General features: G+C 42.7%; 15 protein-coding genes. 5 read left to right on the top strand and 10 right to left on the bottom strand.

All coding sequences use genetic code 11. From position 1 onward, the window contains the following. Window positions 1-1,174 precede the first annotated feature (1,174 nt). A complete protein-coding gene (locus OD355_RS05380) occupies window positions 1,175-1,531 on the bottom strand; it encodes a hypothetical protein (RefSeq protein ID WP_263037435.1) in 357 nt (118 codons plus the stop codon). An 832-nt stretch (window positions 1,532-2,363) separates the two neighbouring features. Here OD355_RS05380 and OD355_RS05375 point away from each other — a divergent pair. From OD355_RS05375 to OD355_RS05355, 5 genes are all read left to right on the top strand, one after another. Further along, window positions 2,364-2,726 (top strand): DUF2200 domain-containing protein, encoded by a 363-nt coding sequence (locus OD355_RS05375; RefSeq protein ID WP_263037434.1) that lies wholly within the window; start codon window positions 2,364-2,366, stop codon window positions 2,724-2,726. A 95-nt stretch (window positions 2,727-2,821) separates the two neighbouring features. Next, a complete protein-coding gene (locus OD355_RS05370) occupies window positions 2,822-4,132 on the top strand; it encodes an adenylosuccinate synthase (protein ID WP_263037433.1) in 1,311 nt (436 codons plus the stop codon). 78 nt (window positions 4,133-4,210) lie between these two features. Continuing rightward, on the top strand, window positions 4,211-4,666 hold the full coding sequence (locus OD355_RS05365; protein ID WP_263037432.1) for a hypothetical protein: 456 nt from the start codon (window positions 4,211-4,213) through the stop codon (window positions 4,664-4,666). Between the two features lie 577 nt (window positions 4,667-5,243). Beyond that, window positions 5,244-11,339, top strand: coding sequence for an alpha-2-macroglobulin family protein (locus tag OD355_RS05360; protein ID WP_263037431.1), 6,096 nt, complete (start codon window positions 5,244-5,246; stop codon window positions 11,337-11,339). Between the two features lie 80 nt (window positions 11,340-11,419). Beyond that, the gene (locus tag OD355_RS05355) at window positions 11,420-13,873 is read left to right on the top strand and encodes a bifunctional UDP-N-acetylmuramoyl-tripeptide:D-alanyl-D-alanine ligase/alanine racemase (RefSeq protein ID WP_263037430.1); all 2,454 of its coding nucleotides are present in this window, start codon (window positions 11,420-11,422) and stop codon (window positions 13,871-13,873) included. Window positions 13,874-13,879: 6 nt separating this feature from the next. On the opposite strand, the gene OD355_RS05350 is transcribed toward OD355_RS05355, so the two are convergent. From OD355_RS05350 to feoB, 9 genes are all read right to left on the bottom strand, one after another. Then, window positions 13,880-14,482, bottom strand: a complete 603-nt coding sequence (locus OD355_RS05350; RefSeq protein WP_263037429.1) for a trimeric intracellular cation channel family protein — start codon at window positions 14,480-14,482, stop codon at window positions 13,880-13,882. 50 nt (window positions 14,483-14,532) lie between these two features. Next, a complete protein-coding gene (locus tag OD355_RS05345) occupies window positions 14,533-16,956 on the bottom strand; it encodes an alpha/beta hydrolase family protein (RefSeq protein ID WP_263037428.1) in 2,424 nt (807 codons plus the stop codon). Window positions 16,957-16,993: 37 nt separating this feature from the next. Then, window positions 16,994-17,746 carry a 16S rRNA (adenine(1518)-N(6)/adenine(1519)-N(6))-dimethyltransferase RsmA gene (gene rsmA, locus OD355_RS05340; protein ID WP_263037427.1) on the bottom strand — a complete coding sequence of 251 codons (753 nt, stop codon included), beginning with the start codon at window positions 17,744-17,746 and terminating at the stop codon, window positions 16,994-16,996. 15 nt (window positions 17,747-17,761) lie between these two features. Then, window positions 17,762-18,328 carry a crossover junction endodeoxyribonuclease RuvC gene (gene ruvC, locus OD355_RS05335; protein ID WP_263037426.1) on the bottom strand — a complete coding sequence of 189 codons (567 nt, stop codon included), beginning with the start codon at window positions 18,326-18,328 and terminating at the stop codon, window positions 17,762-17,764. A gap of 215 nt (window positions 18,329-18,543) precedes the next feature. Continuing rightward, window positions 18,544-19,395 (bottom strand): energy transducer TonB, encoded by an 852-nt coding sequence (locus OD355_RS05330; RefSeq protein WP_263037425.1) that lies wholly within the window; start codon window positions 19,393-19,395, stop codon window positions 18,544-18,546. Window positions 19,396-19,418: 23 nt separating this feature from the next. Then, on the bottom strand, window positions 19,419-19,958 hold the full coding sequence (locus tag OD355_RS05325; RefSeq protein ID WP_263037424.1) for an ExbD/TolR family protein: 540 nt from the start codon (window positions 19,956-19,958) through the stop codon (window positions 19,419-19,421). Between the two features lie 34 nt (window positions 19,959-19,992). Then, window positions 19,993-20,679: an ExbD/TolR family protein gene (locus OD355_RS05320; protein ID WP_263037423.1), complete on the bottom strand. Its 687-nt coding sequence runs from the start codon at window positions 20,677-20,679 to the stop codon at window positions 19,993-19,995. 134 nt (window positions 20,680-20,813) lie between these two features. After that, a complete protein-coding gene (locus OD355_RS05315; RefSeq protein WP_263037422.1) occupies window positions 20,814-21,689 on the bottom strand; it encodes a MotA/TolQ/ExbB proton channel family protein in 876 nt (291 codons plus the stop codon). A 238-nt stretch (window positions 21,690-21,927) separates the two neighbouring features. Continuing rightward, window positions 21,928-24,042, bottom strand: a complete 2,115-nt coding sequence (gene feoB, locus OD355_RS05310) for a ferrous iron transport protein B (RefSeq protein WP_263037421.1) — start codon at window positions 24,040-24,042, stop codon at window positions 21,928-21,930. Between the last annotated feature and the right edge of the window lie 42 nt (window positions 24,043-24,084).

Here is a 24,084-nt window from a genome sequence, read left to right as displayed (position 1 = left end):
GCAAGGTTGGATTGGCTAAAGTTGGGAAGGAATGATAAACCCCGATGATTAAGCAGCAGCTTTACTGCGGTAATTGTTTTTTGTATAGTACCACCGTTCTATACTGTGTCGTGTAGCATTTGAAGATGTGGGTGCCGGGGTTGAATCGTTTAGCTAAGCTACATACAATAGATAAAGAATTGCTGATAAATTTGAAAGCCAAAGTTCCAATATAAAATGAATAGGCACCCCGATTACTGGCGCAAGTGTCCGCTTGTGCCAGTGTAGGGAAGCTACAACATAGGTTGCTGCACCTATTAATGCCCCTGCGCCTGCGACTATTAAAAATTGTAACGGGTTCTTACTATTTGGTGGTGTATAGCAGAGGATTACCCTGCTATTCGTGATTTGCAATCGCGAAGCAGTATCAGGTGATTTAAAACCTCTAATATAACCGCCTTTCCATAATTAAAATTACGAAATTTCACTGTTGGTGGGTGTAAAATAATAAATGTTTATTAGCAGGGTGTACTTGCATTAAAAATGTTTCAAAAACTTTTACGGATTAAAATCTATTTTATCTAGGCTTAGAGATGCCCTGCGGAACATATCGAAGATCGGACTATCCGTGCATTACCGGCACAAGCGGACGCTTGCGCCAGTGTAGGTAGATAAAGAATTGCTGATAAATTTGAAAGCCAAAAGTTCCAATATAAAAGAATAGGCACCCCGATTACTGGCGCAAGCGTCCGCTTGTGCCAGTGTAGGGAAGCTACAACATAGGTTGCTCCACCTATTAATGCTCCTGCGCCTGTAGCTATTAAAATTTGTAACGAGTTCTTACTATTTGGTGGTGTATAGCAGAGAATTACCCTGCTCTTCGTGATTGCAATCGCGAAGCAGTATCGGGGGATTTAAAATCTCTAATATAATAACCGCCTTTCTATAATTAAAATTACGAAATTTCACTGTTGGTGGGTGTAAAATAATAAATGTTTATTAGCAGGGTGTACTTGCATTAAATATGTTTCAAAAACTTTTACGGATTACAATCTATTTTATCTAGGCTTAGAGATGCCCTGCGGAACATCAAGAAGAGCGGGTTGCAGATTCAAACCATTACCGGCACAAGCGGACGCTTGCGCCAGTGTGAGACTTACACTTTATTATTTACCTAATTCATCAACATCTCGCTTTATCTAAGTATATAAATCGTCCTTATATAATCCTCATCAAAATTTGGCACTAACTCTTGTTTTAGACCATTAACATATTTGCTTCTATTTAAAAATGCAAATTGCTTGGGAAATATTTTTTCGATATACATCTTTTTAATATTCAGCGGAAGAGATAGGAAGTTAATTTGTGGAATTATTATAGGCACAATCCTATTGTTAATAACTGCAAAAAAATGAATGTTTTCTTTTAGCAAGAAAGGACCATGAGTTTGCGTATGCATGCTTATAACTATTTCAGTATTTGTTATACTATCAACAACGACAACTACAGCTTTTTCTGCTCTTTGGGAAAAAACACTATCACTACTCTTCATGTAGTTGGCAATTTCTGTTCTCAGTATATCATTATCTATACTGTTGAAAAACATCTTATTAAACTGAGCTCTGATAGAGATTGATATACACAAGCATATCAATAAAATTATATAATGTTTTACCATGTACCTTGACTTTTATAATCTGTCACGACGAGACTTTGAATATTTCATTATTATACAATATGTAAATCGGTTTTGATATTTATTGATAAAACTAACCCTGCTCTTCGTGATTTGCAATCGCGAAGCAGTATAGGGGGATTTAAAATCTCTAATACAATAACCACCTTTCCATAATTAAAATTACGAAATTTCACTGGTTTGCTGAGTGTAAAATAATAACTGTTTATTAGCAGGGATCGCACTTGCATTAATTTTGCTTCAAAAAACTTTTACGGATTAAAAATTATTTTTATCTACACTCTTGATGCCCTGTAGAACATATCGAAGATCAGACTATCCGAGCATTACCGGTACAAGCGGACGCTTGCGCCAGTGTACATTCATCCTGGCTTGGAAATACATTTACCTCAACAGCGCGCTGGTTGTTGTGTATACAAGTTAAAACAGACCCGGCAAACAGAATTGAAAAACAAAATGTAAATTTGAAATACCGGTGACCGTTGAGGCTTCACTTTAGAAATCGTTACTGTAAGGTTTTTAACCGGCTGGAACTGATCACAGGGAAACGTAACCGCAATCTGCATTTCAGCAGTATTGGGCACACTGATCATCATATCATTGCTGATGAGAAAGAAAGAAGAATAAAAGTTAACCTCAATAAAGCCGCGTATCGCATTTAATCACTAAAAATTTATATTTTCATCATATGCAAAATACATCCTCCGCCCGCAAACGCATTGCCAATATGGCTTTCTCAAAGATTTACCCGCTGCTGCTCGCTAAAGTGCAGAAGAAAGGCAGAACGCAGGAAGAGCTGCATGAGGTAATAAAATGGCTCACCGGATTCGACAACAAAAAACTGGCGCAGCTGATAAAAGATGAGGTGACTTATGAAACTTTTTTCAGCCAGGCTAAGCTAAACCCGAAAGCACACCTCATTACAGGCGTTATCTGCGGCTACCGGATCGAAGAAATAGAAGATGATTTAACCCGCCAGGTGCGCTACCTCGATAAACTGGCAGACGAACTGGCAAAGGGGAAGAAGATGGAAAAGATCCTGCGCAGCTGACTGCAAATAAAAACTTACCACCTTACCCCTTAGTGCTCTAATTTAATACCACGAACGCTTAGAAAACATGCGCACAAATGTGTTTGACATTTAGCGTGAAACTAACTAAATTTGCCTTTTACAATTATAATTTATTTACACAAATGGTAGACGTTATTTTGGGTTTACAGTGGGGCGATGAAGGCAAAGGAAAGGTTGTTGATTATTTCGCCCCGGCCTACGACATTGTTGCCCGCTTTCAGGGCGGCCCCAATGCCGGACATACTTTGTATGTCGACAATAAAAAAGTAGTACTGCACCAGATCCCTTCTGGCATCTTTCACCAGGAAAAGATAAACATCATTGGCGGCGGCGTAGTGCTTGACCCTGTTACCCTGAAAAAAGAGTGCGACAATGTGGCTTCTTTTGGCATCGACGTGAAGAAAAATCTTTACATCTCTGAAAGAACCAACCTGATCCTTCCTACACACCGCGCTCTGGACAAGGCTTCCGAGATGCAGAAAGGCGAAGGTAAGATCGGGTCCACCCTCAAAGGTATAGGACCTGCATACATGGATAAAACGGGCAGGAACGCTTTGCGCGTAGGCGAGTTGCTCAACAGGAACTTCACCTCGCAATACATTAAGCTGCGCATGAAGCACCAGCGGCTGCTGGATAATTTCGGGTTTAATGAAGACATTTCCCAATGGGAAGAAGAGTTCTTTGAAGCAATAGAATTTTTGCGTGAGCTCAACATCATCAACGGTGAGTATTTCATCAACAATAAAATTACCGAAGGCAAAAAAGTACTGGCAGAAGGCGCTCAGGCAGCGCTGCTGGATATTGATTTTGGCACCTACCCCTTTGTAACTTCTTCCAACACCATTTCTGCGGGCGTTTGTACCGGCCTGGGCATTGCACCGCAGAAGATCAAAGAAGTGTACGGCATCACCAAATCTTACTGCACACGTGTAGGCAGCGGGCCGTTCCCGACGGAATTGTTTGACCAGAATGGCGAGAAACTAAGAGAGATAGGCACTGAATTCGGAGCTACAACAGGCCGCCCTCGCCGTTGCGGATGGATAGACCTCGTTGCACTGAGATTTGCCTGCATGATCAACGGCGCCACACAGGTGATCATGACCAAAGCAGATGTGCTTGATTCTTTTGAAGAATTAAAAGTCTGCACAGCGTACAATGTAGACGGCCGAACCACGCAGCAATTGCCGCTGCAAATGGAAAGACACAACATAGAGCCGCTCTACCAATCGTTCAAAGGATGGAATACAAACAGCTCTGTAATTACCGCCGGCGAAAACCTGCCCGCAGATATGAAAAATTATATTAATTTTATTAATGAATACCTGGGATGCCCTGTGAAATACGTATCTAACGGCCCCGGACGAGAACAAATTGTAAGTTTATAAACGAGTTGAATTTTATAGTAAAAAATTTTGTTTGATTAGAAAAGACATAAGATTTTTACAATAGAAATTTTTTGAATTATGGCAGCAAAACCTATAAAGAAACAATCACAGAAAGTGAAAGACACAACGCAGGATAAAGTTCCTCTTTCTAAGAAGAAAACAAATGAAGATGAACTTGATGAAAATGATGACGAACTTTTGGATGAAGATATAGTACCTTCCAAAAAAGCGGGCAGGAATGCATCTGCTAAAAAAACGAAAGAAGAAGATAGAGAGGATGAAGATGATTTTGAAGATGATGAATTAGGCGACGACTGGAATGCGGTGGACGATGAAGAAGAATGGGACCCTGATTTTGATGAATTTGATATTCCGAAATCAAAATCTTCTGCTGCCAAAAAACCTGCCAAAGGAAAGAAGAAAGGCGGAGACGGGGAAGAAGATTTCAACTTTGAAGACGATGATATTTTCGGTAACGACGATGACCTGTTTTTAGAAACAGACGATTTTGAAGACGACTATTCACCTCGCTAAACAAAATATACTAAGGCGTCCGGGCTATCCGGGCGCTTTTTTATTTTTACCAGAATGTAGACTCAAAGTTTCGCCAAAGACCTTCGCGCTTTCGTGTATTCGTGGCCGCTGGTGCACCTTGTGCAAACCCTTGTGGCTCTTATATTTCAGAGGATTTATTTTACCACAATAATCATAAGAAGACACAAGCTTCAAAAAAGACCTTCGCGCTTTCATGTATTCGCGGCCGCTGGTGCACCTTCCGCAAACCCTTGTGGCGCTTGTGTTTCAGAGGATTTATTTTACCACAATAATCATAAAGAAAACACAAGCTTCAAAAAAGACCTTCGCGCTTTCGTGTCTTCGCGGCCGCTGTTGCACCTTCCGCAAACCCTTGTGGCCCTTTGTGTTTCGGAGGATTTATTTTACCACAATAATCATAAGAAGACACAAGCTTCAAAAAAGACCTTCGCGCTTTCGTGTATTCGTGGCCGCTTAATAAGTCTTGCTTCGTTAAATTAACAGCGGCATTTAAATTTATTATACACATTTATGTAATTTACAGGTTGATTGCATCTTATAATAAACATAATTCTTTATGCAGAAACTTATTCTCTTTGCTTTACTGATTTTTACAGCCATGGCTTCTAACGCTCAAACGAATAAATATAAAAAAGAATGGCAGCAGGCAGATACCCTGATCATAAAAAAATCACTGCCTAAATCTGCGCTTGTTATTGTAAACAACATCTACAACCGTGCAAAAAAAGATGGCGATGCCGGTGAAATGATCAAGGCTTTGTACTACAAATTCAACCTGGAAGATAAGTCCAGCGACAAGGAGATCAATGAATACGTACAAGCCATCGGCAATGAAATAAAAACCACCCGCGAGCCTGTAGCAAAAAGCCTGTTGTACGCCTTGCAGGCACAGCAACTGATAAATTATAAAAACAACAACGGCTGGCGCATACGTCAGCGCGCAGAGGCAGAAAACACAGGCAAAGCGGACATCCTTACCTGGAACGCATCTGATTTTAACAAACGCATCGCGGGTATCTTTGATACGATATTCGTTAACGCAGGAGCGCTGAAACAAGCGCAGCTAAAGGATTACAGCGCAGTAATAGAAAAAGGCAATACGCCCGGACTCCGCCTGACCATGTATGATGTGCTGGTAAATTACAAGCTGGATTATTACAAAAACAATGATGACCTGGCCATAAAACCGGAGAATGAATTCCTGCTCAATAAGCCTGAATATTTTTCACCCGCAGAGCGGTTTATAAAATTACCGCTGCAAACAGCAGATACACTTTCCTCCAAACAAATAGCAGTAGAAACATTCCAGGACCTGCTGAAATATTATCTGGCGAACAACGCCACATCTGCCCTTGTGGATGCAGATGTAAACCGCATAGCATGGATGTACCAACACGCAACGGCAGCCGGGAAAGATACGTTGTATGTACAGGCGCTGGAAAATATTCTCAAAAAACATCCTGATAATAAATACACCAAAGAAGCCGCTTACCTGCTGGCGCAATATTATTTCGATATGGCGGGAAAATATGAGATGTACAAAGATTCTACCCACCGCTTAAAATACATCACGGCTTTGGATATCATTAATAAGTTTGTACCATCTAACGACAGCACCAGTGCAGTGGCTGCGTTAAAAAACCTGAGGCAGCATATCCTTAATAAATCTGTGGAGATCACCACGGAAAACATCAATGTTCCAGGAAAACCCATGCGTGCGCTGCTAAAATATAAAAATACAGATCAGCTATTTGTACGGGTTATAAAATGGGAAAGAACATCCAAAGAAAATTTTTACAACAACGACATATTCTGGAAAGCTATTGTAAAAAACAAAAACATAGTGCAGTCATTTATGCAAAAGCTGCCGTTACCGCAGGACTATCAATACCACTTTACCGAAATAAAAATTGATGCATTGCCAATAGGGCGCTATGTGCTCTTAACCAGTGACGATGCTGATTTCAGCATCAAAAGCAAACTCTCTGCCCGGCTGTTTGATGTTTCAGATCTTGCCTATGTGCAAAATGAAGGCAATTATTTTGTACTGCACAGGGAAACCGGAAAGCCTGTACCCGGCGCTGTTATTCACTTTCAAACGGGCACGAAAAACTTAGCGCCTATTTATACAACTGTAACAACAGACAGTAAGGGCTATGCGAAAGCTCCACCCTTAAAAACAACAGGGCGCGGCTATATCAGCAAAGACGGCGACAGGATTGAGTTTGACGGGCACTACTATTATTACAGCAACGAGAAGAGCGTAAGTGAACCTGAAATCAGCTCAGGACAATTTGAACATGATGAAGCCAAAGCACATTTCTTCACAGACAGAAGTTTGTATCGGCCGGGGCAGACTGTATATTTTAAAGGTATACTCACTACGCTGGAGCAAAAAACAAAACAAAAGAAATTGTACAATTCCCCCGGCAAAATTAATGTAAGGCTATACGACGCAAACAATAAAATAATAGATTCTGTATATGTAAAGGCCAATGAATTCAGTAGTTTCAGCGGTTCGTTTAAACTACCATTGAATGTTTTAACCGGCAGCTTCTTTATCGACACGAAAGAACTTAACGGCACTGTTCATTTTAATGTAGAAGAATATAAACGCCCTACTTTCTTCGTTGAACTGGATACGCTCAAAACCGATTACAGGCTGAATGACAGCATTACCGTAACCGGCACAGCCAAAGCATTTGCGGGCAATACCATTGATAACGCACAGGTGAAAATTAATGTTACGCGGTTAGCACGTTATCCTTATCCCTGGCTATGGCGCGGCTTTATGCCAAATAGGCCCAGTGCGCAAATACACAATGAGATTGTAACAACAGATGCCAACGGAAAATTTTCTTTTACATTTAAAGCTGTGCCTGACGAGAGTATTGATAAAAATCTGAAGCCAATATTTAACTACCAGGTAGAAGCTGCAATTATCGATAACAATGGCGAAACCAGGGAGGCCAACACGTCAATAAGTATTGGCTGCCAGTCGCTGATTTTGGAAATTGAAAATGACGAAAACGGAGAAGCGGGTAAATTTAAAGCTGTCAATGTAAAAGCTACAAACCTTTCTGATCAGGAAGTACCCGCAACTGTTACCGTGAAAATTTATGCGCTGGAAATGCCTGGCCGCCTGATACGCAAACGCTACTGGCAGCGTCCGGATCAGTTCGTGATGGATAAACAATCCTACCTGAGCTATTTCCCCCACGATGAGTATGATAATGAAACCGATAAAGCAAGCTGGAATAAGGTTAAAGAAGTTTACAGCAAAACCGCGGAAGCCAATGAAAACAAAGCTTTCAGCCTGGGAAACACGAAGCTCGCACCGGCCTGGTACCTGGTAGAAGCCACAGCAAAAGACAAGAACGGGAATGATGTTGAAAACAGGAAGTATATACGCATCTATAATGATGATGCCGTTCGTTTAACAGAGAAAGAATACCTGTGGGTAAGCAAAGTAAAATCGGCAGGTAAAATCGGGGAGCAGGATATCTTTAAAATAGGTACTGCGGCAGAAGATGTACATATATTGCAGGCAAAAAAAACTGCTAAGCCCGGGGAAAAATCCGGAATAGTATTTTCTGATTTCAAACTGAATAACGAGATTAAAACAATTGTACAGACCACTACTGCCAACGATCTCAATGCTTCCAGTTATGTCTATGGCTTTATTAAACACAACCGGCTGTATACCACTGATAATACAGTGATGGTGACTGACAGCACCAAAAATCTGGAAATTGCGTATGCTACATTCAGGGATAAGACCGAGCCCGGCGCGAAAGAGAAATGGCAGATAAAAATATCCGGCCAAAATAATAAAAATGTAGAAGCAGAACTGCTTTCCTCCATGTATGATGCTTCACTGGATGAAATCAGGCTTCATGAATGGCATAATCCATTTATAACGAATACCCAAATACCGCATCATGCCTGGAATACAGACTACAGGCAGTTTACGGCTCAAAGCGGATTCACGAATGCAGACCATTATAATAGTTCTTATGGCATAAAAGCAAAAATATATGATCACCTGATATTTTCTGACCGATATTATTTTATGAACCTTAATTACGAAAACAGGCGTGGTATTATGATAAGAGGACTTGTAAAAGAAGAATATGATAAGGAATTTACAACTGTTCAGTTAGAAGCCAGATATAAAGGTGATGCCGCAAGCGCTGGAAATTTAAAAGACATTCATGTAATTTCCTCTGATAATGCGCAACAAGCTGCCAGTCCGGATGCAGCTCCTATAAGTGTAGAAGAAGAGCCCGCTATACAGCAACCTTTGCGAACCAATTTCAACGAAACCGCTTTCTTTTTGCCGCACGTATATGCCAGTAAAGATGGATCGTACACGCTTGAATTTACTATGCCGGACGCAATGACTAAATGGAAATGGATGAACCTGGCATACACCAAAACGCTGCAGCATGCCTACAGCGAAAAAGAAATTGTTTCACAAAAAACAATGATGGTGCAACCGAACATGCCGCGCTTTCTACGTGCGGGCGACAAGGCAGAGCTTAGCGCCAAAATCAGCAACCTATCAGAAAACAACCTGGACGGCATTGCACAAATACAGATACTGAATGCCATTACGCGTGAACCCATCACCGGGTGGACGGCTCCGACTACTCCTGTAAACTTTAAAGCAGCTGCGCGGCAAAGCACCTCTGTGAAATTCCCGGTAACCATTCCTGCTGATGCCACAGAGCCCATTCTTATAAAGATCGCAGGCACATCGGGAAAATTCAGCGACGGCGAAGAACATATCATTCCCGTACTTACCAATAAAATGCTTGTAACCGAGGCTATGCCTGTGTTCCAGCAGGGTGATACCACAATAAACTATACATTCCACAAATTAAAAAATCATACCAGCAATACATTGCAAACGCAATCGTTGACTGTAGAGTTTACTGCCAACCCGGTTTGGTATGCCGTGCAGTCACTGCCATACCTCATGGAGTATCCGTATGATTGTGCTGAGCAGGTGTTTAACCGTTTTTATGCCAACGCGCTTGCTACGCATATCGTGAACACAAAACCGGGCATTAAACAAATATTCAATGAATGGCTGAAAGATTCAACTGCGCTGCAAAGTAACCTGCAGAAAAACCAGGAACTGAAACAAATACTGCTGCAGGAAACGCCGTGGCTGGTACAGGCAGAAAATGAAACTGAACAAAGAAAAAATATTGCCCTGTTGTTCGACCTGGCAAAAATGAGCGAAGGTATTAATAAAAGCATCAACCAGCTCAGCGATATGCAATTGGCTGACGGCTCCTTCCCCTGGTTCAAAGGCGGCGATGCAGACAGGTACATTACACAATATATCCTTACGGGCATTGGCAGGTTAAAAACGCTGGAGGCCGTACCGGCAAACAGTTTGAACACGCTGAACCAGATCACGGCTAAGGCGCGGCAATACCTGCGGAACGCCATTACCAAAGATTATAACGATCTGAAAAAATACAGTAAGGACCTTACTAAAAACAATGTGAGCGGCTTACAGATACACTATCTTTTTGCCAACAGCTATTTCGATAAAAAGCCGGCTACTGCTGCAGAAAAATACTTCTATGGGCAGGCGAAGAAATACTGGATTGATCAGTCTTCGTACTTCAAAGGCATGCTGGCAGGCATTTTTTACAGGAACAATGAAAAAGTTTTTGCTAAGGAAACTATCCTTAAATCGCTGCTGGAAAATGCTGTGGAAGACAAGGTGCAGGGTACTTACTGGAAAGATATGCAGTGGGGATATTACTGGTACCAGGTGCCGATAGAACAACAGGCGCTGATGATAGAAGTAACCCATGAAATTGCCGAAGGTGAAAACAACCATCCATTGCGCGAATCTGTGAACGGTATGCAGAACTGGCTGATCAGGAACAAGCAAACCAACAACTGGCGTACCACCAAAGCCACTGCCGATGCGTGTTACGCCCTACTAAAGGTAAATAACCTTATCGGCAGCAGCAAAAATGTAGTGATACAGTTGGGCAATAATACAACTATCTCCACAGAGAAAGGACAGGCAGGTGCAGGATATGTAAAACAAACATTTACACAACAGCAGGCCGGCAGGGATATGGCGGATATAAAAGTGACAACTTCTTCCAACGATAAAAACAATGTTAATCGTACGCCGGCTTATGGCAGCGTGTACTGGCAATACTTTGAAGAGATGGATAAGATCACACCCGCAGCCACGCCGCTCTCTTTAAAGAAGCAACTGTTCATAGAAAAAAATACAGGCGCCGGCAAAAAACTACTGCCTGTAAATAACGGAGATGTATTGAATATTGGCGACAAGGTTGTGGTAAGAGTAGAATTAAAATCAGACAGGGATATGGAATACCTGCACCTGAAAGATATGCGTGCAGCTTCTATGGAGCCTGTGAATGTATTGAGCGGTTACAAATGGCAGGACGGGCTTGGCTACTACGAAGCTACCAAAGATGCTTCCAGCAACTTCTTTATCAGCTACCTGCGCAAAGGCACGTACGTATTTGATTACCCATTACACATCACACACTCCGGAGATTATTCCGTGGGCACTGCCAGCATTCAATGCATGTATGCGCCTGAGTTTACAAGCCATTCAGCAGGTTTGCGTATAAAGGTAAAGTGACCTGTTAAGATCAAAGCGCTGTAAGTTTTTATAGCGCTTTTCTCTTTCTGAATTGTACCTTTACGCCTCAAGAAAAGGTTATGTATTCAATTCAACAGATAAAGGAAATGCTTGGCTGCAGAGCGATCATGCATACCAATAATATTATTAAACATTTATCTACCGACAGCCGGCGCATATCCTTCCCGCACGAATCTTTATTCTTTGCTTTGCACACAGCAAACAGGGACGGCCACAATTTTGTGGAAGATGTGTATCAGCTGGGTGTAAGAAACTTTATTGTTGAAAAAAATTATACCGCCAACCTGCCAGGTGCCAATGTACTTTTTGTTGACAATACTTTAGATGCTTTGCAAAAAATAGCGGCACAACACAGGCAATCATTCCGCTATCCGGTAATAGGCATTACCGGCAGTAATGGCAAGACCATTGTGAAAGAATGGCTCTACACCCTGCTTTCTGAAGATTATGATATTGTAAGAAGCCCGCGCAGCTACAACTCCCAGATCGGCGTGCCGCTAAGCGTATGGGAAATGAATTCCGAAAATGACCTTGCAATTATAGAAGCAGGCATTTCAAAAAAAGAAGAGATGGATAAGCTTGAAAAAATTATCTACCCCACTATCGGCATACTTACTAATATCGGCGAAGCGCATGAAAATAATTTTAGCTCAAAAAAAGAAAAGTTATCAGAAAAGCTCAGATTATTCAGGCAATGCCGTATAGTTTTTGCACATACAGATGATGCACTGGCAAGCACTATGCTGGCTGAAACACTAACCTGCGAAATATTTTCCATCGGTACAAAAGCGAGCTGTACACTTCGGGTAAAAGAAATAAAACAGCAGGATAGTTTTACTGAAATAGCTCTTGTATACCAAAATGCATGTTTTAAAATACACATTCCCTTTACCGATGACGCCTCTTTGCACAATGCCTTGATGTGCATTGCTGTAGCGCTGAACTTTGGCTTACCGGTTGGCAAGATCATCGAAAGAATATTGTTGTTGCAGCCGGTTGAGATGCGCATGCAGGTTTTACCCGGTATCAACAATTGCATTTTTATCAACGACAGTTACAGTTTTGATCTGCAGTCTCTTTCTATTGCGCTGGACTTTTTATCAAAGCAGCCATTGACCAAAACAGTTATACTTTCCGACATTCCGGATGCCGCGGATAGCGATTATACCGCTGTAACAGAAATGCTGAAAGCAAGGCATATCAACCGTTTCATAGCCATAGGCCAGGAATGGCAGAGCCGTAAAAATATAGTGCAGGATGCATTGAACTTAACCACATTTTACACTTCTGCCAAAGACTTTACCAATCATTTTAATTCACAGGCTTACGCAAACGAGGCCATCCTGATCAAGGGTGCAAGAAGTTTTTTATTTGAAACTATTGTACCGCTTTTTGAAAAGAAAATACATTCCACCTTCCTGGAAGTAAATCTTTCAGCCATCGCGCACAACCTGAAGGCCTATAAAGAAAACCTGTCCGCAGGCACCCGGCTGATGGCTATGGTCAAAGCGTTTGGCTATGGCAGCGGCAGCCTGGAAGTAGCGAGCCTGCTGCAATACAACCATGTAGACTATCTTACGGTAGCATACACCGATGAAGCGGTAGAGCTGCGCGATGCAGGTATCCACTTGCCTGTAATGATCATGAACATTGATGATGATGAAGATGCCTTTCAAAAAATAGTGACTTACAATCTTGAACCTGAGATCTATTCTTTTAAGATACTTGACTCTTTCATTAGCTTTCTCAGGCGCGAAGGCCTTCAACAATATCCTGTACACATAAAAATTGATACAGGCATGCACCGGCTCGGCTTTGAAAAGCAAGATATAGGGCGGATCACAGCCATATTGAATGCAGGCAGGGAAGTAGTTATCAAATCTGTTTTCAGCCACCTGGTAGCCAGTGAAGATGAGCAGGAAGATGCTTTTACGGCACAGCAGGCTGCGCTGCTAAACGAATGTGCTGATCTGATTCAGCAAAATACCGGCTATACTTTCCTCAGGCATATCTCAAACTCAGCCGGCATAATACAACACCCGGAGCTGCAGATGGACATGGTGCGCCTGGGCATCGGCTTGTATGGAATTGACAGCACCAACAATAAGAAGCTGCTGCTGGAACCTGCCATTGCTCTAAAGACCACCATTGCGCAGATAAGGCACCTAAAAGCCAATGAAAGCGTAGGTTACAACCGCAAAGGGATCTTACAGCGCGACTCCGTGATAGCAACCATACGCATAGGCTACGCAGATGGTTTTAAACGCAAAATGAGCAACGGCACTGGCGCAGTCTTTATCAACGGCAAACTGGCGCCGGTGGTAGGCATTGTGTGCATGGATATGACTATGGTAGACATCACCGGTATTGATAATGTGCACGAAGGCGATGTGGTAGAAATATTCGGCAGCAACCTGCCCATAGAAAAATTAGCTTCCTGGTGTGAAACCAATACTTATGAAATACTCACCGGTATCGGCCGGCGCGTAAAGCGGGTGTACGTAGAAGACTGACGGATACTACACTTCAGGCAACATCACTTTTTTGTATTTGGATATAATCCTGATGATCACGATCAGGCAAATACAGATGATCAGGCTGAATGTGGAATCTTCTACAAACCTTTTTGAAAGAATATACACCGCTCCGCCGATGGCACAGGCTGTAGCATACAGCTCTCCACGCCTCAACAGATTGGGTACATTGTTGCACAAAATATCGGCGATGAGGCCTCCAAAGGTAGCTGTAACCACTCCCATCAGCAAACTGTAGGGCTCATTGGCGCCAAACTGCGCGCTGCGGTCAATGCCTGCCACTGTAAACAATCCCAAACCTACGGCATCGGTAAAAAATATCAGCCTCCTCAGCCTGTTGAAATTAAATTTTACCAGGGAAATTATGATCACCGGCGTTATAACAAGCGCCAGCGCCAGGTTATCGTTCATCCAGTTAATAGGCCTGGCATCCATCACAATATCTCTGATGGAACCCCCACCGTAGGAAGTCACGAAAGCCAGCACAATGGCGCCGAATATATCCATGTGGTGGGCACGCGCATTCAGCGCCCCGGTGAGAGAAAAAACAAATATCCCGCAATAAATTACTATATCTAAAGTTGACATATCACGCTAAAAATTACGCAAAGGTCGCACATTTTAGATACAAAAACTTTTTATTTTGCTACTGGTTTTTTTGCTGGCTTCAGGTATTTTTCCAGCCATTGGTCCTGCTCCCATAAAACATGCAGTATCGATTCCCTGGCTGCATAGCCGTGGCTCTCTTTAGGTAGCAACACCAAACGCGCAGGCGCACCCAGCCCTTTCAGGGCATTGAAATATCTTTCGCTCTGCATGGTAAAGGTGCCTGAGTTGTTGTCGTCATTGCCGTGAATGAGCAGTAATGGCGTTTTCATTTTATGTGCATTCTGAAAGGGCGACATGGCATTGTACACGTCCGGTGCGTCCCAGTAATGCCTTTCTTCACTCTGGAAACCAAAAGGGGTAAGCGTCCTGTTGTAAGCTCCGCTGCGTGCAATGCCTGCAGCAAAGAGGTCAGAATAAGTCAGCAGGTTTGCCGTCATGAACGCGCCGTAAGAATGTCCGCCAACCGCAACTCTTTTGCGGTCTATGATGCCTCTCTTATCTAATACATCAATAGCAGCCTTACCATTGGCAACCAACTGCTCAATAAAATTATCGTTGGGCTCTTTGTTCCCTTCACCCACGATCGGGAAGGCGGCATCGTCTAATATGGCATAGCCGCGGGTAACCCAGTAAATCGGCGAGCCGTAGTAAGGGAATATAAAATCGTTGGGGTTGGTGGTGTTCTGAGACGCTGTAGACTTGTTTTTAAATTCCTGCGGGTATGCCCAGATAATGAGCGGCAATTTTGATTTACCGTCATAGTCCGCAGGCAGGTATAAGGTGCCTGTAAGCTCCAGCCCGTCGTCTCTTTTATAGGTTATCAGTTCTTTCTTTACCTTACTCATGTTTTTAAAAGGATTCTCAAAAGCAGTAACCTGTTTCAAGGTATTATTTTTGATGTTCCTGATAAAGTAATTCGGGTATTCTACCGGGGACTGAATGCTTACAAATACCTCTCCTTTTTCCCTGTCTATGATCCTGGAAAGATTTTCTGCCTTATCTGTATAAGCCGACTGGTATAGCCTGCGTGATTTACCGGTTGACAGGTTGTATTCATCTATAAAAGGGAACTGGCCTTTTTCAGTAAAGCCTTCACCAAGCAACAATGCATTGTTGCCTGCATCCAGGTTGAGGACATTATAATTGTATGCATTCTTTTTGGTATCGAACCTTCCGGGGTTGCTGTATGCATCCTGGTAATTCCTGTCGAACAGGATCTTTGATTGCATTTCTCTGGATGATGGATCAATGTGGTAAATCTTGCTGTTGCGGTTGTTGAACCACGAATCATAAACCACCGCGTTTTTATCATCCCCCCACGTAACTCCTGAAAAACGGTTCTTAGTGCGGGCAATTTTTTCTTCTTTGGTAAAAGGGAAGTCTGAGACAATAAGCTCGTCCCTGTATTCAACTTTTTCAGCGGGATCGCCTTTGTCTAAAGCCTCTACCCAGTAAAGCGTTGAGGGTTTGTCGGCACGCCAGGAAATGTTTCTTTTACCCTGTTGCACAGCCATAAATCCCTGCGGCAGGGTTTCAATCAGAGGCTTGCTGTTTATAAGTTTTACTTTTTTACCTGCTGCATCGTACACCGTAGTTATTTCAGGAAAACGGCTGTAGGGTACAATGTAGGAGAAAGGGCGTTGCACTTCATCTACCAGTACATATTTGCCATCCGGTGAAAAGCTCACGCCGCTGTGCATGGATTTTGTTTTCCATACCGAAGATTTTCCATCAAGTGATATTTTGTGCAATTCAGATGTAGCAAGCGTTTCAAAATTCTGCTCATCAATTTTATCTTTCAAAAGATCCTGGTACGTCCTGTTCTGCGCTTTGGTGCCGTCACTTACAGATACGATGGGGCCTTTGGGCAATGTATCCTGCGAATTGATCAGCTCTTTGCGGCCGGCAGGAATTGTTCGCACCAATAGGTTTTTACTGTCCCTGAACCAGGAAATGGGGTTGCCTAAATTAGCGTTCAGCAACTTGGCAGGTAGTTTCTTTGCCATGTTTTTATCAATGTCGAGTACCCAGAGCTCCAGGCCTTTTGATACGGTATTGGTAAAAGCCATGTATTGCTCATCGGGAGACATAGTGAAATTAGAAAGCTGTGCATTAGCAGGCAAACCGGCAACCTTGTTTATTTTTTCAGCATCCAGCGATTTGGTTGCCAGGTCAATAATGTACGTAGTAGTACTTGATATGTTTGTTTTCGGGTTGATGCGCAGGCCTGCCAACCTCATTTCAGGGCTGGATATTTCTGCCAATGTTTTATACGTATTGCGGTAAAGGAATACAACCTTCCTCTGCTTCTCGCTAAACAGTACAGACGGCGGCATTTTAAAATCTACCAGCTCTAATATCTCTTTGGGAGGTTTCTGATATGTAACGTTTTCCTGTGCCATAACATTTACCGATAAAAATAAAAGTACAAGGGTGAAGAAAGATGTACGCATGGTGATAAGATTATAGGTTATTTCAAAAATAAAAAATTTATTGCATTTTAAATGTAAGCGCGGCAAAATCTTCCACGGAAAGCTGTTCAGCACGAAGATTAAAAATTTCATCCTGCAGTGCTTCCGGCGGAAACAAGGGCTTTACTGCATTACGCAGCATTTTCCTGCGTTGGTTAAAAGCTGTTTTAACCAGGTTAAAGAAGTGGCGCTGGCTTTTCATTTCCGGGAAATCATGGCGCAGCCTCAGTTCTATCACGCCGCTCATTACTTTAGGAGGCGGGTTAAAGCTTTCCGGAGGTACATCAAACAAATAAGTGGTGTCATAAAAAGCCTGTATCAGTACACTTAAAATGCCGTAGGTTTTGTTACCGTGCCTGGCGGCAATTCTCTGTGCCACTTCTTTCTGAAACATACCGATGATGCGCGGCACCTCTTCCTTCCAATCCAGAATTTTAAACATTATCTGAGAAGAAATATTGTAAGGAAAGTTGCCGACAACAGTGAACGCTTCTTCAAACGGCTTAACGGCTTTGAGAAAATCTGTATGGATAAGTTTGTCCTGTATGGCTGGGTATTGTTTATACAGGTACTGTACCTTTTCTTCATCCAGCTCAATTGCCTTGAAATCAATGCCCTCAATCTTAAGTAAATATTTTGTGAGCGCTCCGCCGCCGGGGCCTATCTCCAGCAAGCGCTCAGGCTTTTCGTTCAGCAACGCTTCAACAATTTTTTGGGAAACGGTTTCATCTTTTAAAAAGTGCTGGCCAAGAGATTTCTTCAGCGTATACATAAATATGTTGGTTTGTTATCCTATGATCTTATCCGGATTTTTTTTAATGAAATCTGCCCAGTTCTTCATATTTGAGGAAGCCCTTTTTACCGGGCTGCTGAGCTGGTAGTAATGACATATGGCTACCGCGAGTGCATCGGAGGCATCGAGGTAGCGAGGCACTTCCTGCAAGGCAAAAATATTTTTGAGCATGCCCCACACCTGCTCTTTCGATGCATTGCCGTTACCAGTTACAGACTGCTTTACTTTTTTGGGCGAATATTCTGTCACCGGCAGCCCGTGCTGCATAGCTGCAGCAATAGCTACTCCCTGCGCCCTGCCCAGCTTGAGCATACTTTGCACATTCTTGCCAAAGAATGGCGCTTCGATGGCAAATATGGTAGGCTTGTAAGAAGCTATCAGTTCATGCACGGTTGCATGAATTTTTTCCAGCCGTACATACATGTCTTTATGGGAGGAAAGCAACAGCGTACCCATAGCAATAAGCTCCAGCTTCTCTGCCCGGCAGCTCACCAGCGAATAGCCGAGCTGCAGTGTACCGGGGTCTATGCCAAGGATAATTTCAGATAAGGGTTGTTTCATCCGTATATACTATTTTTCAATGAGTGCAGATAGCTTTTGCGCCGCTTGCGGCTGTTTTTAATCGTCACATGGAATATGCCATATAATCATTTCGGTTGGTATGCAACTTTTCCTTATGGCTATTGCATGTATGCATCAGACGGGCAACGAATATAAAATAAAAAAGTGGATATTTTACAATATCCACTTTTATCAGATCTATGTTTTTTTAAGTATTATTCTTGTACTACAAACACGATGGCTTGTTTTTTACGGGAGATTACTTTCTGGTTGTTTTGAATACCGGGCTCCCATTTACCGCTCGCTTTAATAGCTCTTACAGCTTCTGCGGCAGTACCATAACCAGGATCGTTCAGGGCTTTTACTTCCGTAACATTTCCTTGTTTATCCACACGGAAAGAAACTGTTACCCTGTATTGTCCGGGAGGCGCACCGTTATCAACGGGTGTATCGTTGTTCAGGTTTCTTCTTAAGAAGTTTTCCCAATCGCCCGGGTATTTTGCTTCTACCTGTACGGTTGTAAACTCTTTATCATAGTCTTCCTTCACGGCAGGGGCTGCTGTAGCTGCCACGTTTACGAATGCTTTACCACCGGCGCCGCTAACTTCTACCGGAGGAGCTACTGCTGCGGTTTTCAAACCTTCCTGGTCAAATGAACCGATACGTTCTTCTTTCAGTTCGGTCTGGGTTTTTGGCGGTTCTTTCACCTGTATATCCGGAGCTACTTTTGGAGGAGTAAACTTAGTAATATCTAATTTCACCGGCTCGGACTTCGGAGGAGGTGGCGGCGGGGGCAATGGCGGAGGTGGCGGTGCCTCTACTTTTGCCTGGTCTACCTGGCTCAACTGTATGTCCTCGATCATCATTGTCGTCTTTTCTTTATTCTTATTGGCTACGTTAAAGAACAGGTAACCTGCCAGAGCCAGGGCGATCACAGTCATTCCCACAACAGCGGCCCAGAGGCGCCTGCGATAGGTCTTCCTTAGCTCGTATGCTCCATATTCTTTATTCCGTTGGTCAAAAAGAATATCAAGAAAATCGGCATTTGCTATTTTACTTGCATCCATATCTTAATAATTTAATTGTTTAATTAGGGGTTCGCTGCGTCTGACAGGGTAATGGCCTGCTGATCTGACTCTTCCACATTATTTATCAACGCATAACGGTCAATATCATTGATAGCCATTTCATCTAAAATATCTACCACATTTTTATAAGTGCTTTCGTTACCCGGTTTAATGATAACCATAAAGTTCTTAGGATCTGTATTCTTCTTTTTATTCAGTATCACGTCCCTGATCTCTTTGAAGGAAGAAGCCTTTACGTTGGTAAAATTGTCCTGTAATTGGCCTTCATAGTAGTATATGTGGTTATTCTTGCCCAGCAACAGCGTTAGCGCTCCTGACTCTGCAGTTAGCGTTTCTTCTCCCGGCTTCACTTTATCGTCAGGCATGTTCAGGAACATCCCTGTAGGCTGGCTCATGGTAGTGGTGAATACGAAAAACGTAATCAGGAGAAATCCCAGATCCACCATAGGTGTTAAATCCACACGTAAAGATTTTTTAGCGCTTTTCTTGACCCCTGGACCTTTCTTCTTGGAGTCCTGCGCCGAGGTATCTAAATCTGCCATATCTGCTTAGTTTAATCTTTTTTAAAAAATAGTTTTATGCTTCCGGAGCGCCGGTTTCTGCATTATCTTTACCGCCACCAAGCATTTGCTTTCTCCACAGTTCGGAACCTTCCGGAGCCTGCTCGGGATTGGTAACCATTGAGAACTTAAACACGTTGTTATCAGTCAATGCTTTCAGGATATTTTTAAACTGAGGGAACTTAGATACGTTGTCTCCTTTGAAAAGAAACATGGGCGGGGTTTCATTACCCAGGTATACCTGGTTATAAGCGCTGATCCAGAATCTCATCTCGTTATTCGATGTATCCTTTACAGGAATTCCGGGAAGACCGGCTAATTGCTTAGGATCAAGGGTTGCCTGCTGTTTCAGGTTTGCAATGGGCACGCCTATCAGCTCCTGTTTTACCAATGCGTTTATTTCACCTCCTGACAGTCCTGCGTTCTTTTGTGAATTGATTGTTTCAATAATAGACCTTTTCTGATCCTGCAGATCTTCTGAAAAAGAAAGAAACGCTCTTCCGTCTTTATCCAGTGTCATCGTTATCACATTCTTATCCGGCGCCGGCTTGGTAGCAACGGAGCTCGGCGTCTGCACGGCAATGGTCTCATCGGGCTTAAATTTCGTTGTCAGGATAAAGAAAGACAACAAAAGGAAAGTTACGTCACACATCGCGGTCATATCAATAAACGTACTCTTACGTGGTAATTTCGCTCTTGCCATTTTTTATTTTTTGTTTTGTGTCATTAATAAGATGCACCATGCATCTCTTTTCCATAAATTTTCCGCATTTTTTTTAAAAAAAATATCAGAAAAGTTTTTAGCTGCACATGGTACAGCTAAAAACATATAGAAAATTATTTGTAGTTAGCAGCGAAGCTTTGTTGTAAAGTAAAGCCTGATTCATCAATACCGTAGGTGATACCGTCGATACGTGTAGTAAACACGTTGTACATGATGATAGCGATAGCAGAAGTACCGATACCTAATGCCGTGTTATACAGGGCCTCAGAGATACCAACAGACAATTCTGCAGAAGCGTTACCACCGCCGCCTTCAGCACCCAGGGCAGAGAACGCTTTAATCATACCGATTACCGTACCTAACAGACCGATCAAAGTTGCTACGGAAGATATGGTTGAAAGGAATACCAGGTTTTTCTCCAGCATAGGCAATTCAAGCGCTGTAGCTTCTTCAATTTCTTTCTGGATAACCATTAATTTCTGATCTGTATCTAACTCTTCTGATGGCACGTGGATCATTTCTTTGTATTTCAATAATCCTTGCTTCATTACGTTTCCTACAGAACCTCTTTGTTTGTCGCAAAGCGCAATAGCTTTATCTACATCTTTGTTTGCCAAAGCGAACTGTACGTTTCTGATAAATTCATTGATGTTGCCTTTGCCTGCTGCTTTTGCAATGCTGAGCATTCTCTCAATCACAAAAGTGATACAGGTGAAAAGCGTACCAAGCAATACCGGTACTACAATACCTCCTTCATACATACGGGAAAACGCATCTTTAGGACCTACATGACTGGGCCAGAAACCACCGTTCGGATCAGGATTGGTAAAGTTTGATGGATGACCGATCAAGAAACGCCAGATAACGTAACCCAAAACAATACAAAGAAAAGGAGCAATCCATGAAATAATGTTTGAAGATTTTTTTGCTTTTACCGGAGTAGCTGTTGTTTTAGTTGCTACAGGAGTAGTTGGTTTGATGTCCGCCATAATACAATTTTTTTAAATGATAAATTTTAGTTTTTAGTTTTAAAATTTCGAAGGCACAATTTTAGAAGAATTTTCTTGAAAAACAAAAAAGTTTTTTTAAAGGTTAAGCTTTAGTATGTTCTTTAAGTCGTTTTCTAAAAAAATGCACAGACAAATGTATCACAAAATATATTACGCTGACATTTTAGATCAGAAATTTTTTTGTGATTATAATCATGTTTTAAATAAGCAAATATCACTATTTGAACAGTTGGTATACGATGCAGCTAAACAGGTACGCTAATGCTGTCATATAAACAAGCTGGAACACAGGCCACTTCCACGTTCTGGTCTCTCTTTTCACTATGGCAAGTGTGGCCATGCACTGCATGGCAAGCACATAAAATATCAATAAAGAAAGCCCCGTTGCAAGCGTATAGACTTTGGAGCCGTCCATGCGTGTTGCGTTGGCCATTTTTTGTTTTAAGGTAGATTCATCTGCATCATCCACACTGTAGAGTGTAGCCATGGTGGCTACAAAAACTTCCCTGGCTGCAAAAGAAGTAATCAACGCAATGCCTATTTTCCAGTCAAAGCCAAGCGGTGCAATTGCCGGCTCTATAGCTTTGCCCAGTATGCCTGCATAGGAGTTTTCCAGTTTTTCTGCGGAATAATTTCTTTCAATATCTTCAGCCCCATAAGTATTTGCAGCCGCAATTGTTTCATATTTCTGATCCAGCTTTTCCATGCGCGAGGCCGGGCCGTAGCTGCTCAGGAACCAGATAATAAGGCTGATGATCATAATGATCCTGCCGGCTTCTACCAGGAAAACTTTGCCTTTTTCCAGCATGGTTACACCCACATTTTTCCAGCGGGGAGCCTTATAAATAGGCAACTCCAGTATAAAAAAACTTTTCTCCTGTATGTTAATGAGGAACTTCAGTACATAACTTACCACCAATGCCGTTACAAAGCCAAAGAGGTACAGCCCCATCATTACCAGCCCCTGCAGAGAGATAAATCCAAAGTAGTAAACATCGGGTATCACCAGCGCTGTAAGTATAATGTATACAGGCAATCTGGCACTGCAACTCATCAGCGGTGTTATGAGGATGGTAAGCAGCCTTTCTTTTTTGTTTTCAATGTTGCGGGTAGCCATGATGGCCGGTATGGCACAGGCAAAACCGCTGATCATGGGCATTACGCTCTTGCCGTTGAGGCCTACTTTGCGCATTACCTTATCCATTAAAAAACTAATGCGTGCCATGTACCCCGTATCTTCCAGCACACTGATGAGCCCGAACAGGATCATGATCTGCGGTATAAATATAACAATGCCGCCGATACCCGCCAACAATCCGTTCACCAAAAGATCGGCCCACCAGGTTTCGGGCAGCAAAGCGTCTACCCATGATGTGAGTTGTGTAAAGCCGCTGTCTATAGCATCCATCGGGAAACTTGCCAGCCAGAAAATACTTTGAAATAAAAGAAATACAACTGCCGTTAAAATTACATAGCCCCAGAAGCGGTGCAGTAAAATATTGTCTATCCTTTCTGTAAAAATTTTTTTCTTCAGCGGATCCGGCTCCGATACGGTGCTTTGCAGTATCTGATTTATTTTCTGGTAGCGGTGCAATATCTCCTCCGCCTGTATTTTTGTATCGTTGAAATGGTGGCGGTCTTTTATTTCGCACACTGTTTTATTTTCTTCCCCGTCAAGCTCGCGGTGATGCATCAGGTAGTGCAGCGCTGTATAAGATGGCAGGCCGGGATGTTTTGACTGGATCTCACGAATGGCTTCAGGCGCCAGCGCCTTATTGTCTATAAAATTATGCTCCATTTCTGCGGGGCGGTAGCCTGCCGCAAAAGACAGTGTTTTCTTTAATTCGTGTATGCCTTTTTCAGAACGCGGGTTTACCGGCACTACGGGCACGCCCAGTTCGCGCGAAAGCCCGTCCACATCTATCTTAATCCCTTTTTTGGCAGCGATGTCTCCCATGGTCATGGCTACTACTACCTTATAATTAAGGTCTATCAGCTGGCTGCAAAACAATAAATTTCTTTTAAGGTTGCTGGCATCCAATAGCAGTAAAACAATATCTGGTTTTACCGCAGGCTCCTGTTGCATCAGTAATTTGTAGGTAACCCATTCATCCTCTCTTCTCGGGTACAGGCTGTAGGTGCCGGGCAGGTCGATCACGTTGGCGGTAATGCCATCGCCCAGGTTGGCCGTGCCGGTCTTTTTATCAACAGTTACACCGGGAAAGTTACCGATCTTCTGATGCAGCCCTGTCAGCAGATTGAAAAGCGAACTTTTGCCGCAATTCGGATTCCCAACAACAGCTATGTTTACACTCTTATTGTTTTTGCCCATGAGAAGGGCAAAAGTACAATTAGATTTGTATAATTATTTACG

It is taken from the genome of Haoranjiania flava (assembly GCF_025631005.1).
Taxonomy (GTDB): Bacteria; Bacteroidota; Bacteroidia; order Chitinophagales; family Chitinophagaceae; genus Haoranjiania; species Haoranjiania flava.
Note: the sequence above shows the minus strand (reverse complement) of the source record. Positions and strands in the feature narration are given on the sequence as shown.